13 protein-coding genes and 1 pseudogene are annotated in these 13871 nt (G+C 73.9%); 5 read left to right on the top strand and 9 right to left on the bottom strand.

Annotation, left to right across the window (positions count from 1 at the left end):
• Positions 1-12 precede the first annotated feature (12 nt).
• Entirely contained in the window at positions 13-516 is a 504-nt protein-coding gene (locus tag P3H78_RS07270) for a DUF4234 domain-containing protein (RefSeq protein WP_276107984.1), read from the bottom strand.
• Between the two features lie 556 nt (positions 517-1072).
• Here P3H78_RS07270 and P3H78_RS07265 point away from each other — a divergent pair.
• Positions 1073-1384, top strand: coding sequence for a hypothetical protein (locus tag P3H78_RS07265; RefSeq protein WP_276107983.1), 312 nt, complete (start codon positions 1073-1075; stop codon positions 1382-1384).
• An 87-nt stretch (positions 1385-1471) separates the two neighbouring features.
• Here the strand turns inward: P3H78_RS07265 and P3H78_RS07260 are convergent, their stop codons facing one another.
• The gene (locus P3H78_RS07260; protein ID WP_276107982.1) at positions 1472-1918 is read right to left on the bottom strand and encodes a DUF6299 family protein; all 447 of its coding nucleotides are present in this window, start codon (positions 1916-1918) and stop codon (positions 1472-1474) included.
• 238 nt (positions 1919-2156) lie between these two features.
• Here P3H78_RS07260 and P3H78_RS07255 point away from each other — a divergent pair.
• Positions 2157-2348 (top strand): annotated as a pseudogene (locus P3H78_RS07255) (DUF5999 family protein); the annotation flags it as partial.
• A gap of 35 nt (positions 2349-2383) precedes the next feature.
• Here the strand turns inward: P3H78_RS07255 and P3H78_RS07250 are convergent.
• Positions 2384-2782, bottom strand: coding sequence for a RidA family protein (locus tag P3H78_RS07250; protein WP_276107981.1), 399 nt, complete (start codon positions 2780-2782; stop codon positions 2384-2386).
• The gene (locus P3H78_RS07245) at positions 2779-3924 is read right to left on the bottom strand and encodes an acyl-CoA dehydrogenase family protein (RefSeq protein WP_276107980.1); all 1146 of its coding nucleotides are present in this window, start codon (positions 3922-3924) and stop codon (positions 2779-2781) included. The genes P3H78_RS07250 and P3H78_RS07245 overlap by 4 nt, the downstream gene beginning before the upstream one ends.
• Before the next feature lie 326 nt (positions 3925-4250).
• Between P3H78_RS07245 and P3H78_RS07240 the strand changes: the two genes are divergently transcribed.
• Both P3H78_RS07240 and P3H78_RS07235 read left to right on the top strand, forming a co-directional pair.
• A complete protein-coding gene (locus P3H78_RS07240) occupies positions 4251-5873 on the top strand; it encodes an AMP-binding protein (protein ID WP_276107979.1) in 1623 nt (540 codons plus the stop codon).
• A 15-nt stretch (positions 5874-5888) separates the two neighbouring features.
• Entirely contained in the window at positions 5889-6725 is an 837-nt protein-coding gene (locus tag P3H78_RS07235; RefSeq protein WP_276107978.1) for a PaaX family transcriptional regulator, read from the top strand.
• A 65-nt stretch (positions 6726-6790) separates the two neighbouring features.
• On the opposite strand, the gene P3H78_RS07230 is transcribed toward P3H78_RS07235, so the two are convergent.
• The 3 genes from P3H78_RS07230 to P3H78_RS07220 all read right to left on the bottom strand — a co-directional run bounded on the left by P3H78_RS07230 (position 6791) and on the right by P3H78_RS07220 (position 10482).
• On the bottom strand, positions 6791-7198 hold the full coding sequence (locus P3H78_RS07230) for a hypothetical protein (protein ID WP_276107977.1): 408 nt from the start codon (positions 7196-7198) through the stop codon (positions 6791-6793).
• A gap of 130 nt (positions 7199-7328) precedes the next feature.
• Positions 7329-9647: a bifunctional salicylyl-CoA 5-hydroxylase/oxidoreductase gene (locus tag P3H78_RS07225; protein ID WP_276107976.1), complete on the bottom strand. Its 2319-nt coding sequence runs from the start codon at positions 9645-9647 to the stop codon at positions 7329-7331.
• A 7-nt stretch (positions 9648-9654) separates the two neighbouring features.
• Positions 9655-10482 carry an enoyl-CoA hydratase family protein gene (locus tag P3H78_RS07220; protein WP_276107975.1) on the bottom strand — a complete coding sequence of 276 codons (828 nt, stop codon included), beginning with the start codon at positions 10480-10482 and terminating at the stop codon, positions 9655-9657.
• A 287-nt stretch (positions 10483-10769) separates the two neighbouring features.
• Between P3H78_RS07220 and P3H78_RS07215 the strand changes: the two genes are divergently transcribed.
• Positions 10770-11246 (top strand): ATP-binding protein, encoded by a 477-nt coding sequence (locus tag P3H78_RS07215; RefSeq protein ID WP_276107974.1) that lies wholly within the window; start codon positions 10770-10772, stop codon positions 11244-11246.
• Here the strand turns inward: P3H78_RS07215 and P3H78_RS07210 are convergent.
• Together P3H78_RS07210 and argF are read right to left on the bottom strand one after the other, a co-directional pair.
• Entirely contained in the window at positions 11209-12708 is a 1500-nt protein-coding gene (locus tag P3H78_RS07210) for an amino acid permease (protein ID WP_276107973.1), read from the bottom strand. The genes P3H78_RS07215 and P3H78_RS07210 overlap by 38 nt on opposite strands.
• Positions 12709-12793: 85 nt before the next feature.
• A complete protein-coding gene (gene argF, locus P3H78_RS07205) occupies positions 12794-13816 on the bottom strand; it encodes an ornithine carbamoyltransferase (protein ID WP_276107972.1) in 1023 nt (340 codons plus the stop codon).
• Between the last annotated feature and the right edge of the window lie 55 nt (positions 13817-13871).

The raw sequence follows: 13871 nt of genomic DNA, 5'->3' as shown, positions 1-13871 counted from the left end.
GCCGGGACCGGCTCAGGCCGCCAGAGACACCTCGACGCCCGGCGCGACGCCCGGGTAGGCGTCGACGACCAGGTTCAGCTGGCGCTGCATGTACCAGATGTTCAGACCGAAGACGAACGTCAGCCAGGTGCTCGCGGCGGGGCTGCACGTCACCGGCAGACCGGCCGCGCGCTGAGCGTTCGCGATGGCCTTCCCGGTGTTGTGGAAGGAGACCAGCGGGGCGATCAGCGTCCAGCCGAGGAAGATCATGACGAGCAGGCTTCCCGCCGGGCTGAGCACTCGGCGGCGGTCGAACTCCGCAAGCTCCTTGTGGATCTTGTAGTACCAGACCAGGTGATAGATCCCGAGCGTGACGAGCGGCAGGCCGAGCCACACCGCGACGGGCCCGCGGCGCTTCATGGCCAGGCCGGGCGGGCGGATCGCGGCGGGAGCGCCGGCGGTGCCGGGCGCGACGGCGCCTCCCACCGGAACGTGGATGTTCCGGCTGGAGTCGACGGTGGGCTGGATGTCGTCCATGCGAGGGGCCCCCTTGTTGATTCCGATCTCAGCCGGAGCAGCATGGCAGGAAGTGGGGACCCGGTGAAGATGGTTGGAGATTTAATGAATGCTCGTCACATCATTGTGACCCATCACGGCCGGTAGCCGCTGCGGCCCACCACGGCACCTCGGGTCCGCCGCCGCCGGGGCGAACACGCCGCGGCGAGCAGGGGCGGGCACGTCACCTTCACCCTCGCCACCGGCCGCGACCACCTGCCGGTGTCCCTGCGGTCGGGCGTTCCGTTCCGCCACGACGCGTCGTCCGGCCTGTCCCGGTACACGTCCGATCCCTTCCCCGTGACGTACCGCGACCGGGGCGAGGGCCGGCCGATCACCGCGCCGTCCCCGTCCCCCCAGTGGGGAGGTCTTCCGCCGCAGGGGGTCCGGCGCCGGGAGCGTCCCGGCGCCTGCCGGGCCGGCGGGGTCCGGCCGGCCCGGTTCGCGTGAGGTTACGATCAACGACCCCCCGTACGGCTCCCCTTGCTCCAAGTGTCGGGAGCGGCAGCCCGTCCTCCGCGAAAGGAATCCCTGCACCATGGACGACCTGGCCTCCCGAGCCGGCGGGCAACCGCTCGTGTTCTCCGTCGTGTTCCTGCCGGCGGGGCTCGTCGCGCTGTGGTGCGGACTGAGCTGGGCGTTCGACGTGCGCGGCATCACCACGCGCAGGGCGCAGACGAGCCGTCGGAGGGCCCAGGCGATACGGAACCCGACGGGAGACCTCTTCGGACAGCCGCAGCGGGCGGGCCTGTTCGGGTCGCCCGGAATCCTGCGGTTCCTCGGTGCCGCCATGGCTCTGGGGGGACTCGTCATGCTGATCGCGAACTACGCCCTCTGGCAGCTGGACTGAGCTTCGCCGCGCGGCGGGCGGTCCCGTGGCGCACCCCCCGAGCGGGCTCCGCGGGACCGCCCGCCGGACGGCCGGGCCCCGGGAGGGTCAGCCGCGCGTCAGCGTCACGTCCTGCGTGTGTGTCGCGTGGAAGTGGGGCAGCGGCAGCCCGCTGTCGGTGCGCAGTTCCATCAGGGTGGCCTCGACGCCGGCGGTTCCCGGGGTGAGCGTCTTCGCCGAGGGCATGCCGGAGTTCGTCCAGCGGTGCACGGCGCCGTCGCACACGGCCCGCGTGCCGCCGACGCCCTGCCGCAGCACCATGCCGTCCTGGGCGGAGTCCTGGCTGACAGAGGAGCTGACGAAGACCGGGCCGGTGGCGCCGGTGCAGCGGTACGTGCCGGAGAGGGTGACCGTGCCGTCCGCGGCCAGACGGCCGGCGGGATCGACGGTGACGCCCTCCGTGCGGGCGGCGGACGCGGGACCGGCCGCCGTGGCGGCGAGCAGCAGGACGGCGGCGGCCGTGCCGAGGGCGGCGCAGACGGGGCGCAGGGACATGGACGGACCTCCGGAGAAGACTGGAATGGGAGATTCCACTCGTACCCGGCGCCGACGCCCCGGGCCGTGATCCTCACTCCTTCGGTGGCGAGTCCGCACCACCCGTCGGGGAACGGTCCGGGAATCGTCCCCGTCCTGTCACGCGTGGCGGCGGGCCGTTCCCCCCGGGCCGCGGCAGGAGCATGGTCGGTGCCACGGACGGCCGCACCGGCCGGTCCGGCCGACGTGGAGGTGCGCCATGTGTTCCCACCAGCCCTCGTGCCCCGCCGCGGACGCCCGCGCTCCGCACGTCGTGGCGGCCCGCCCCGAGCAGGGCTGGAGCCTGCTGTGCGACGGGTCCGTCGTCTTCGACGACACCGGCGAACTGCTCCCCGACGGCCGCGTCGTGGCACCGCACCGGGTGCCCGCCGAGCGGCTCGCGACGACGGCCCGGGACGACGCTCCGGGACGACGGCAGGGCCGGCCCTACGGCAGCACGGCGAACCCGTCGAGTTCCACCATCGCCCGCTCGTCCCACAGGCGGACGACCTCCACCACCGCCATCGCCGGATAGTCGCGGCCGGCCAGCTCCCGCCAGCGGCGGCCGAGGTCGCGGGCATGGGCCCGGTAGGCGGCCACGTCCGTGGCGTAGACGGTGACCCGTGCCAGGTCGGCGGGGGTGCCGCCGGCGGCGCGCAGCGCGGTGAGCAGATTGGCCAGCGCCCGCTCGAACTGCTCGGGCAGGGTGTCCCCGACGACCTTCCCGTCCCCGTCGAGCGCGGTCTGGCCGGCCAGGAACAGCACCCGGGAACCGCTCGCGAGGACCGCGTGCGAGAAGCCGGCGGGTGGGGACAGCTCGGGCGGGTTGATGCGCTCGGCGGTCATGGGGCGCTCTCCTCGGTGGTGGTGGCGTGGGCCGCGTACAGCTCCTTGGCGATGATGCCGCGCTGCACCTCGCTCGCCCCCTCGTAGATCCGGGGCGCGCGCACCTCGCGGTAGAGGTGCTCGAGGAGGTGGCCGCGGCGCAGGGCGCGGGCACCGTGCAGCTGCACGGCCGCGTCGACGACGTACTGCGCGGTCTCGGTGGCGAGCAGCTTCGCCATCGCGGCGCGCCGGGGGACGTCCGGGTCGCCGTCGTCGTACGCCGACGCGGCCGCGTAGACGAGCAGGCGGGCGGCCTCGGTGCGCAGCGCCATCTCGGCGACCCGGTGGGCGACCGACTGGAGGTCCTTCAGACGGCCCCCGAAGGCGTCCCGCCGGGCGGTGTGCCCGACGGTCGCGTCCAGGGCGGCCTGGGCCATGCCGACCGCGAAGGCGCCCACGCTGGGGCGGAAGAGGTTGAGGGTGCCCATGGCGACCCGGAAGCCGCGGTCCGTCTCGCCGAGCACGTCGTCCGCGGTGACCGGGACGTCGTCGAAGTGGAGGGCGCCGATGGGGTGCGGGGAGAGCATCTCCAGGGCGCTGCCGGTGAGTCCGGGCCGGTCGGAGGGGACCAGGAAGGCGGTGACGCCGCGGGACCCCGCGTCGGGGGTGGTGCGGGCGAAGACGGTGTAGAGGTCGGCCTCGGGGGCGTTGGAGATCCAGCACTTCTCACCGGTGAGCCGCCAGCGCCCGGGACCGTCCGGCCGGGCGGCGAGGGACAGCGCGGCCGCGTCGGAGCCGGCGCCGGACTCGCTCAGGGCGAAGGCGGCGACCGCGCTGCCCCCGGCGACCCGCGGCAGCCAGCGTTCGCGCTGGGCGGGGGTGCCGTGCGCGTGGACCGGGTGGGCGCCCAGTCCCTGGAGTGCGAGAGCGGTCTCGGCCTCGGTGCAGACGCGGGCCAGGGACTCGCGCATCAGGCACAGGTCCAGGGCGCCGGAGGTGAACAGGCGCTCCAGCAGGCCGAGTCGGCCCAGCTCGGCGACGAGCGGCCGGTTGACGTGGCCGGGCTCGCCCTTCTCCGCGAGCGGGAGCAGGTGCCGGGCGGCCTGGGTGCGCAACTGCGCGCACCACTCGGCCCGTTCCGGTTCGAGCGCGAATACGGGCATTGCCGGTCCTCTCTCGTCGAGCCTCGGGACCCCGCCCCTCCGGTCGGGCCTCCCTGTCCTCCAGGGAACCGGGGACCCCGTCCCGCACGGAGCGCTCCGACCATGCGGAGCGCACGGGCCGCGCCGGGCCACGGGGCCGCCCCGGGAGACTCCCCCGTGGCCTCCCGGGCGAACCCCGCGCCCGGCCCGGCGCGACCGCCGGGCGAGGGGCGGACAACCGTGCGGGCCGCCCTCCCCCCGATCCACGTTATCGCGCACCGTTGACTGTCGTCACCAACACGATACGCTCCTCGTGCGAGCCCACCACGACAAGGGGGCGAACCGCCATGGAACCCAGCAGGGACGTCGTCGGACGGCCGGCGATCTCGGCCCACGTCGACACCTTCGCGCGCGACCACCTGCCGCCCGAGGAGGAGTGGCCCGAGCTCCGCTTCGACCTCCCCGAGCTGCACTACCCGGACCGGCTGAACTGCGCCGCCGAGCTCCTGGCCGGCACCGACTCCGCGCGTCCGGCCTTCCGGACCGCCGACGGGGAGGCGTGGACCTACGGCGACCTGCGCGCCCGCGTGGACCGCATCGCCCATGTGCTCACCGGCGACCTCGGCGTCGTCCCCGGGAACCGGGTACTGCTGCGCGGCCCCACCACCCCGTGGCTCGCCGCCTGCTGGCTGGCCGTCCTGAAAGCCGGCGCGGTGGCCGTCACCGTGCTGGCCCAGCAGCGGCCGCACGAGCTGGCCACGATGTGCGGGATCGCCGAGATCGGGCACGCGCTGTGCGACGTCCGGGCCGTCGACGACCTCGTCAAGGCGGACGTGCCGGGCCTGCGCATCACCACCTTCGGCGCCGACGCCCCGGACGACCTCCTGCGCCGCCCCGCGCCCGATGAGCCCTTCCCGGCCGTGGAGACCGCGGCCGACGACGTGGCCCTGATCGCGTTCACCTCGGGCACCACCGGCCGACCGAAGGGGTGCATGCACTTCCACCGGGACGTGCTGGCCGTCGCCGACACCTTCGGCCGCCATGTGCTGCGCGCCCGCCCGGACGACGTCTTCGCCGGCAGTCCCCCGCTGGGCTTCACCTTCGGCCTGGGCGGCCTGGTGGTGTTCCCGCTGCGGGCCGGCGCCAGCGCCCTGCTGCTCGAACAGGCGGGCCCGCGGCAGCTGCTGCCCGCGATCGCCGGACACCGCGTCTCGGTGCTGTTCACCGCGCCGACGGCGTACCGCGCCATGCTGGACGAGCTGGACGGCCACGACGTCTCCTCGCTGCGGCGCTGCGTCTCGGCCGGGGAGAACCTGCCCGCGTCGACCTGGCACACCTGGCACGAGCGGACCGGGGTGCGCATCGTCAACGGCATCGGGGCGACGGAGCTGCTGCACATCTTCATCTCCGCCGCCGACGAGGCGGTGCGCCCGGGATCCACCGGCGTGCCGGTGCCGGGGTGGCGGGCCCGGGTGCAGGACGAGCGGGGCGAGCCGGTGCCCGACGGACAGCCCGGTCTGCTCGCCGTCCAGGGCCCGGTCGGGTGCCGCTACCTCGCCGACCCGCGCCAGCGGGTCTACGTGCGCGGCGGCTGGAACATCACCGGCGACACCTACGTCCGTGACCCCGACGGCTATTTCCGCTACGTCGCCCGCGCCGACGACATGATCATCTCGGCCGGGTACAACATCGCCGGTCCCGAGGTGGAGGACGCCCTGCTGCGCCACCCGGACGTGGTCGAGGCCGCCGTCGTCGGACGCCCCGACGCGGCGCGGGGCCAGGTCGTGGTCGCCTACGCGGTGCTGAAGGAGGGGGCCGACCGGGACGAGGACGCGCTGCGCACGTACCTCAAGGAGGAGCTGGCGCCGTACAAGTGCCCGCGGGAGATCGTCTTCCTGGACTCGCTGCCGCGCACGGCCACCGGCAAGCTCCAGCGGTTCCGGCTGCGTGCCGCGGGCGAGGGGCAGTGACGCCGACGACCTAACATGATCACCGTGCCCGAGCAGCATCCGCAACACGCCCCGAGATCCCTCATCGTCACGCTCTACGGAGCGTACGGCCGCTTCGCGCCGGGACCCGTGCCCGTCGCCGAGCTGATCCGGCTGCTGGCGGCGGTCGGGGTGGACGCCCCCTCGGTGCGCTCCTCCGTGTCCCGGCTGAAGCGGCGCGGGCTGCTCGTCCCGGCCCGCACCGCGGAGGGCGCCGCCGGATACGAACTCTCACCGGAGGCACGGCAGCTGCTCGACGACGGCGACCTCCGCATCTACCGGCCGGCGCCGCCCGGGGACGAGGGCTGGGTGCTCGCCGTCTTCTCGGTGCCGGAGTCGGAGCGGCAGAGGCGGCACGTGCTGCGCTCCCGGCTGTCCGGGCTCGGCTTCGGTACCGCGGCCCCCGGCGTGTGGATCGCCCCGGCCCGTCTGTACGAGGAGACCCGGCACACGCTGCGGCGGCTGCACCTGGACGCCTACGTGGACCTCTTCCGCGGCGAGCACCTGGGGTTCACGCCGACGGCGCAGGCGGTCGCCCGCTGGTGGGACCTGCCCGCGATCGCCGCGCAGCACGAGGAGTTCCTCGACCGGCACGCGCGGGTGCTGCACGCCTGGGAGCGGCGGCCGGACACACCGCCCGAGGAGGCGTACCGGGACTACCTGCTGGCCCTGGACTCCTGGCGCCACCTCCCCTACGCCGACCCGGGCCTGCCCGCCGGACTGCTGCCCGCCGACTGGCCGGGCGTCCGCTCGTCCGCCGTCTTCCGGGGGCTGCACGCGCGGCTGCGGGACGCGGGGGCGGAGTTCGTGGGGCCGGAGCTCATGAGGGCGTGAGGGGCGGGTCCGTACGGACCGTACGGACCCCCTCCCCGCAACGTGAGGGGCCTTGCCGCATGCCCTCAGAAGCGGCGCAGCCGGGCCGCCACGCCGTGTCCGGCCGCCAGGTAGATCACCGCGGGCAGGCCGTAGTTCAGGATCACCCGGAGTTTCTCCGTGTCCATCGTGAAGATGTCCTGCGACCACCAGGCCAGGGCGCCGGCCACGTCCTGGACGAAGCCGACGAAGACGTTCCCCTGGTTGGCCCCGAAGAGGTACAGGACGATCCACAGCGCCAGGAACGCCGCCGCCACGTCGGCGATCGTGTGGATGGCCAGAGCGGTGCGCCGGGTGCCCGACCCGTCGTCCCCGCGGCGCGGGCGGCCGGCACCGGCGGGCGGGTACGCGGGCTCCGCGTGCCAGGGCTCCGGGGCCGGGGGCCGGCCGTAGTCGTACCCGGGAGGCTCGGGGAAGGGCCTTGTGTCACTCATCGCAGTCTCGGTTTCTCTCCGTCTTCCGCATCAACCGTCCGAACGTAGCCAGACCGCGCTGAACAGGCGGTAGGGGAACCGTGCGAATCGCGTGGAAGGCGTGTGACCGGAACCGCGCATTCCGGCGGCCTCACCCGTCCAGGGCGAGCCGGGGCCTGGGAGCGTCCAGGCGGCCGGTCTGAGGGCGGCGGCTGCCCGCCCGGTAGGACTCCGGCCAGACGGCGCCGGGGCCGGTGTAGCCCTGTTCGGCGGCCGCGTGCAGCGTCCAGTGCGGGTCGTAGAGGTGGGGCCTGCCCAGCGCGCACAGGTCCGTACGCCCCGCCAGGATCAGGGAGTTGACGTCGTCCCAGGAGGAGATCGCGCCGACGGCGATCACCGGGACGCCGGTCTCGTGCCGGATGCGGTCGGCGAACGGCGTCTGGTAGGACCGCCCGAACTCCGGCTGCTCCCCGGCCACCACCTGCCCGGTGGAGACGTCGACCGCGTCGGCACCGTGCGCCGCGAAGGCGCGGGCGATCTCCACGGCGTCGTCGGCCGTGGTGCCTCCCTCGGCCCAGTCGGTGGCGGAGATGCGCACGGTCATCGGCCGTTCCTCCGGCCACACCGCGCGGACGGCGTCGAACACCTCCAACGGGAAGCGCATCCGCCGCTCCAGGGAGCCGCCGTAGGCGTCGGTGCGGTGGTTGGTGAGCGGTGAGAGGAAGCCCGAGAGCAGGTAGCCGTGGGCGCAGTGCAGTTCGAGCAGGTCGAAGCCGGCCCGGGCGGCGCGCAGGGCGGCCTCGGTGAACTGCCCGCGCAGATCGGTGAGCTGGGCCCGGGTGAGCTGGCGCGGGGTCTGGCTGCGCGGGGTGTACGGCAGCGGGGAGGCGGCCGCCAGCGGCCAGTTGCCCTCCGGGAGGGGCTCGTCCATGCCCTCCCACATCAGCCGGGTCGAGCCCTTGCGCCCGCTGTGCCCGAGCTGCACGCCGATCGCGGTGCCGGGCGCCTGGCGGTGCACGAAGCCGACGATCCGCCGCCACGCCTCGGCCTGCCGGCCCGTCCAGAGGCCGGCGCAGCCCGGGGTGATGCGCCCCTCGGGGCTCACGCACACCATCTCCGTCATCACCAGCCCGGCGCCGCCGAGGGCGCGGGCGCCGAGGTGCACGAGGTGGAAGTCTCCGGGGACGCCGTCGACGGCGGAGTACATGTCCATCGGGGAGACGACGACGCGGTTGCGCAGGGTCAGTCCGCGCATCCGGAAGGGCGTGAACATCGGGGGCGTGTCCGGCGGGCAGCCGAACTCGCGCTCCACGGAGTCGGTGAAGCGGGCGTCGCGCAGGCGCAGGTTGTCGTGGGTGACGCGGCGGCTGCGGGTGAGCAGGTTGAAGGCGAACTGGCGGGGCGGCTGGTCCCGGTGGAGGGCGAGGTCCTCGAACCACTCCAGGCTGGCGCGGGCCGCCCGCTGGGTGGAGGCGACGACCGGTTTGCGCTCGGCCTCGTAGGCGGCGAGGGCGGGGGCGAGCGCGGGCTGCTCGGTCAGGCAGGCGGCGAGCGCGAGGGCGTCCTCGACGGCGAGCTTGGTGCCGGAGCCGATGGAGAAGTGGGCGGTGTGGGCGGCGTCGCCGAGCAGCACGACGTTGCCGGAGGACCAGTGCGTGGTGACCACGGTGCGGAAGGTGGTCCACGCGGACTTGTTGGAGCGCAGCGGGCGGCCGCCCAGGGTGTCCGAGAAGATCTTGGCGCAGCGGGCGGCGGACTCCTGCTCGTCGAGCTCGTCGAAGCCGGCCGCGCGCCACACCTCCTCGCGCATCTCGACGATGACGGTGGAGGCGGAGTGGTCCTGCGGTCCGCCGGACCTCGTCGAGGGGCGGCGGTCGGGCGAGGGGCGGGAGTACGGGTAGCCGTGCAGCTGCATGACGCCGTGCTCGGTCTCGGCGATCTCGAACCGGAAGGCGTCGAGGGCGAAGTCGGCCGCCAGCCAGATGTATCGGCAGCGGTGGGCGGTGATCCGGGGTCCGAACCGGTCGGCCCAGGCCTCGCGGGTGGCGCTGCCGGCTCCGTCGGCGGCGATCACCAGGTCGTACGTCCGGGCCAGGTCTCCGGTGGGCGGCGCCTGTTCGCGGAAACGCAGCTCGACGCCGAGGGAGCGGCAGCGCTCGTGCAGGATCTCCAGCAGCCGACGCCGGCCGAGGGCGGCGAAGCCGTGGCCGCCGGAGGTGTGCCGGGCGCCGCGGTGGACGATGTCGATGTCGTCCCAGCGCACGAAGTCCCGCTGGAGTGCCTGGTAGACCGCCGGGTCGGCGTGCTCGATGCCGCCGAGCGTCTCGTCGGACAGCACGACGCCGAAGCCGAAGGTGTCGTCCGGGGCGTTGCGCTCCCAGACGGTGATCTCTCGGGCGGGGTCGAGGCGCTTGAGCAGCGCCGCCGCGTACAGTCCGCCGGGGCCTCCGCCGATGACCGCGACCCTCACGACCGGGTCACCTCCCCTGCCACTTGGGCTGCCGCTTCGCGGTGAAGGCGGCGTGGAACTCGGCGTAGTCCTCGCCGTTCATCAGCAGCGCCTGAGTGGCGGCGTCCAGCTCGACCGCGGCGGACAGGGGCATGTCCAGTTCGGCGGTGAGCAGAGCCTTGGTCTGGGCGTGGGCGAGGGCGGGGCCGTCGGCGAGCCGGCGGGCGAGGTCCTGGGCGGCCTGGTCGGCGTCGCCCTCCTCGGTGAGCATGCTGATCAGGCCGATCCGCTCGGCCTCGGGGGCGCGCACCGGCTCGCCCAGCATGAGCAGGCGGGTGGCGTGGCCGAGGCCGACGACACGGGGCAGCAGGTAGGCGGCGCCCATGTCGCCGCCCGAGAGGCCGACGCGGGTGAAGAGGAAGGCGAAGCGGGCCGAGGGGTCCGCGACGCGGAAGTCGGCGGCCAGGGCGAGCACGGCCCCGGCGCCGGCCGCGACCCCGTGCACGGCGGCGATCACCGGGAAGGGGCACTCGCGCACGGCCCGCACGACCTGCCCGGTCATCCGGTTGAAGTCGAGGAGTCCGGCGGTGTCCAGGGCCAGCGTGGCGCCGATGATCTCGTCGACGTCGCCGCCGGAGCAGAAGCCGCGTCCCTCGCCGGCCAGCACCAGCGCGCGGACGGACCGCTCGCGGGACAGCTCGGCGAGCAGGTCGCGCAGGTCGGCGTAGGCGCCGAAGGTGAGCGCGTTCAGCTTCTCGGGGCGGGCGAGCGTGACGGTCGCCACTCCGTCGGTGGTCTCGACGCGCAGGTGGCGCCAGGCGGAGGTGCGGCCGGCGGAGCCGGTGAAGGGACTCATGACGTGCGGCCTCCTCGGGGGACTGCCTCGCTCGAGCTCTCCCTCCGAAGTTATCACCTGTCTGTGACTGTCGTCACGAGTACGCGATACACGCTCCGGATCCGGCCGCGTCCGTCACTTCGTCACAGGTCGTCGATGGCGCGGTAACGACCGGATGCGCCGGGGGAGCGTGTCCGCTCAGCGGGGTAAGCCGTCCGGTGCCGGGGTCGGTACCCCGGACGGGGCCCACCCGGCGGCTTCACCGGCGGGCGCCGTACCATTCCTGAGATCGAGAGCGGGGCAGCCTGATGGTGCTCACCGGGACGCCCTGCGCCACGAACGGACACGCCTTGCACGAACACCCCTCCGCCTCCGCCTCCTGGCGTGTCGCGCTGCCGCACTCGGCGTCCGCCGTGCCCGTGGCCCGCGCACTGGTCCGGACGGCGCTGACCGGGCTGGAGCACCCGGCCGACGGCGACACCGCGGAGCTGCTCACCGCCGAGCTGGTGGCGAACGCGGTGGAGCACACCGCGGGCAAGGGGCCCATAGAACTGGTGGTGGAGCTGCGTCCGGGCGGCTGCCACGTCGAGGTGCACGACCCCGACCCGGCGCCGCCCGGCGCGCTGACCCGCCCGGAGCTGTCCGCCCCGGATCCCTGGCAGGAGAACGGGCGCGGCCTGCTGCTGATCCGCGCCCTCAGCTCCTCCTGCGGCCACCGCCCGACCGCGTCGGGCAAGGCGGTGTGGTTCAGGCTGTCCGCGTCGCGGTCGCGGCACCGTCCGTGACCTCGGCGCCGTCGGCCGCGCCGGCGTCGTCCCTCGCGGCCTGCCCGGTGGCGAGCCGGGAGTGGCGGCGGCCGTAGCCGACGTACACCAGCAGGCCGGCGGCCAGGAACCCGGCGAACTGGAGCCAGGTCGTCCAGCCCGTCTCGTACATCAGGTACAGGCAGAAGGCGACGCCGAGCACCGGCATCACCGGGTAGAGCGGCACCCGGAAGCTGCGGTCCAGGCCCGGCTCGCGGCGGCGCAGCGCGATCACGGCGATGTTGACGACGGCCATGATGGCGAGGGTGCCGATGGTGCAGAGGTTGACCACCGAATCCAGGGAGGCGAAGGCGGCCGGGAGGGCGAAGACGATCGCGACGATCAGCGTGCCGGCCACCGGGGTGGAGGTGCGCGGCGAGACCTTCTCGAAGACGCGGGGCACGAGGCCGTCGCGGGACATCGACATCAGGATGCGGGTCTGGCCGTACATCACGGCCAGGACGACCGAGGCGATGGCCACGACGGCGCCGAAGGCGATGACCGCGCCGCCGGCGGAGGAGCCGGTCACGACGTTGACGACGTAGCTGAGCGCGGCGGGCCGGCCGCCGACCTGGTCGCCGCCGATGGCGCCGATGGCGGCGAGCGCGACCGCGCAGTAGAGCAGGGTGACCAGGCCGATGCAGACGAGGATGGCGACCGGGATGTCCCGGCGCGGGTTCTTCGCCTCCTCGCCGGCCGTGGTGATCGCGTCGAAGCCGATGTACGAGAAGAACGCGGCCGTGGTGCCCGCGCCGATGCCGCCGAGGCCCGCCGGGGAGAACGGCGTCAGGTTGCCGTCCTTGAAGGCGCTGAAGCCGATGGCGCAGAACAGCACCAGGATGACGAGCTTGAGCACGGCCATCGCCGCGGTCGCCCGGGCGCTCTCCCGCACCCCGCGCACCAGCAGCACGGAGGCCATCGCGATGACGATCACGGCGGGGAGGTTGACGACCCCGCCGTCGCCGGGCCCGGCGGAGAGGACCGCGGGCAGGTGCCATCCGGTGAGGCTGTCGAGGAGCTCGTTGACGTACTGGCTCCAGCCGACCGCGACGGCCGAGACGGACACGCCGTACTCCAGCAGCAGGCACCAGCCGACGAGGAAGGCCGTCGACTCGCCGAGGCCGGCGTAGGCGAAGGAGTACGACGAGCCGGACACCGGTATCGCGCCGCCCAGCTCGGCGAAGGCGAACGCGGTGAACACGCAGGTGATCGCGGCGAGCACGAAGGACACGACCACGGCCGGCCCCGCCTGGGCGACCGAGTCCGACAGGCCGACGAAGATGCCGGTGCCGACGATGGCACCGACGCCGAAGCTCATCAGCTGGAACAGGCCCATCGTGCGCTTGAGGCCGTGGCCCTCGCGGTCGGCGCCGGATTCGGCGACCAGGAGTGCGGGCGACTTGATGCGCGGGGCGGAGCGGGGGGTGGTGCCGGGAGCGGGCATGCGGGGTGGTGCTCGTTTCTGTGGTGCGGGGGGGGCGACGGATCTGTCGCGGGCGGCCGCGGAGGGGATGGCTCCGGGCCGGCGGTCAGGATACGGGCGGTCCGGCCAGCGTGGCGACGAGGACGGCCTTGATCGTGTGCAGCCGGTTCTCGGCCTCGTCGAAGACCACCGAGTGCGGCGACTCGAAGACCTCGTCGGTGACCTCGAGGGAGTCCAGGCCGTGCCGGGCGTGGATCTCCCGGCCCACCTCGGTGCCGAGGTCGTGGAAGGCGGGCAGGCAGTGGAGGAACTTCACGTCCGGGTTGCCGGTGGCGCGCAGCACGTCCATCGTCACGGCGTACGGGGCGAGGGCCTCGATGCGCTCGTCCCAGACCGCCTTCGGTTCTCCCATGGAGACCCAGACGTCGGTGGCGACGAAGTCGGCGCCCGCGACCCCGGCGGCGACGTCCTCGGTGAGCGTGACGCGGGCGCCGGAGGCCGCTGCGAGCTCCCGGGCGCGCTCGACGACGGCGGGCGCCGGCCAGTACGCCTTCGGGGCGACGATCCGCACGTCCATGCCGAGCAGGGCGCCGGTGACCAGGTAGGAGTTGCCCGTGTTGAAGCGAGCGTCGCCGAGGTAGGCGAAGGCGGTCCCGCCGAGCGGCCGGGGGCAGTGCTCGGTCATGGTGAGCACGTCGGCGAGCATCTGGGTGGGGTGCCAGTCGTCGGTGAGCCCGTTGTAGACGGGGACGCCCGCGTGCGCGGCGAGCTCCTCCACGGCGGCCTGGCTGTCGCCGCGGTACTGGATCGCGTCGAACATCCGGCCGAGCACCCGCGCGGTGTCCTTGACCGACTCCTTGTGGCCCATCTGCGATGCTGAGGGGTCGAGGTACGTCGTCGAGGCGCCCTGGTCGGCGGCGGCGACCTCGAAGGCGCAGCGGGTCCGGGTCGAGGTCTTCTCGAAGATCAGGGCGATGTTCCGGCCGCGCAGGCGGGGGGTCTCGGTCCCGGCCTTCTTCTCCGCCTTCAGTTCCGCGGCCAGCCCGACCAGCCCGCGGAACTCCTCCTCGGTGAAGTCCAGCTCCTTGAGGAAGTGGCGGCCGGCGAGTGCGGTCGGGACTGTCGCCATGGGGGCGCTCCAACGGGGGTCAGGGACGAGGATCTCTGAAATTCTATACGACATT

It is taken from the genome of Streptomyces tropicalis (genome assembly GCF_029269835.1).
Taxonomy (GTDB): domain Bacteria; phylum Actinomycetota; class Actinomycetes; order Streptomycetales; family Streptomycetaceae; genus Streptomyces; species Streptomyces tropicalis.
The sequence above is the reverse complement of the archived record's forward strand: the minus strand, read 5'-3'. Positions and strand labels throughout refer to the sequence as shown.

Coding starts and splice junctions, on each gene's coding strand:
- P3H78_RS07270 (WP_276107984.1), bottom strand. CDS start 516: ATGGACGACATCCAGCCCACCGTCGACTCCAGCCGGAACATCCACGTT.
- P3H78_RS07265 (WP_276107983.1), top strand. CDS start 1,073: ATGGACGACCTGGCCTCCCGAGCCGGCGGGCAACCGCTCGTGTTCTCC.
- P3H78_RS07260 (WP_276107982.1), bottom strand. CDS start 1,918: ATGTCCCTGCGCCCCGTCTGCGCCGCCCTCGGCACGGCCGCCGCCGTC.
- P3H78_RS07250 (WP_276107981.1), bottom strand. CDS start 2,782: ATGACCGCCGAGCGCATCAACCCGCCCGAGCTGTCCCCACCCGCCGGC.
- P3H78_RS07245 (WP_276107980.1), bottom strand. CDS start 3,924: ATGCCCGTATTCGCGCTCGAACCGGAACGGGCCGAGTGGTGCGCGCAG.
- P3H78_RS07240 (WP_276107979.1), top strand. CDS start 4,251: ATGGAACCCAGCAGGGACGTCGTCGGACGGCCGGCGATCTCGGCCCAC.
- P3H78_RS07235 (WP_276107978.1), top strand. CDS start 5,889: ATGATCACCGTGCCCGAGCAGCATCCGCAACACGCCCCGAGATCCCTC.
- P3H78_RS07230 (WP_276107977.1), bottom strand. CDS start 7,198: ATGAGTGACACAAGGCCCTTCCCCGAGCCTCCCGGGTACGACTACGGC.
- P3H78_RS07220 (WP_276107975.1), bottom strand. CDS start 10,482: ATGAGTCCCTTCACCGGCTCCGCCGGCCGCACCTCCGCCTGGCGCCAC.
- P3H78_RS07215 (WP_276107974.1), top strand. CDS start 10,770: ATGGTGCTCACCGGGACGCCCTGCGCCACGAACGGACACGCCTTGCAC.
- P3H78_RS07210 (WP_276107973.1), bottom strand. CDS start 12,708: ATGCCCGCTCCCGGCACCACCCCCCGCTCCGCCCCGCGCATCAAGTCG.
- argF (WP_276107972.1), bottom strand. CDS start 13,816: ATGGCGACAGTCCCGACCGCACTCGCCGGCCGCCACTTCCTCAAGGAG.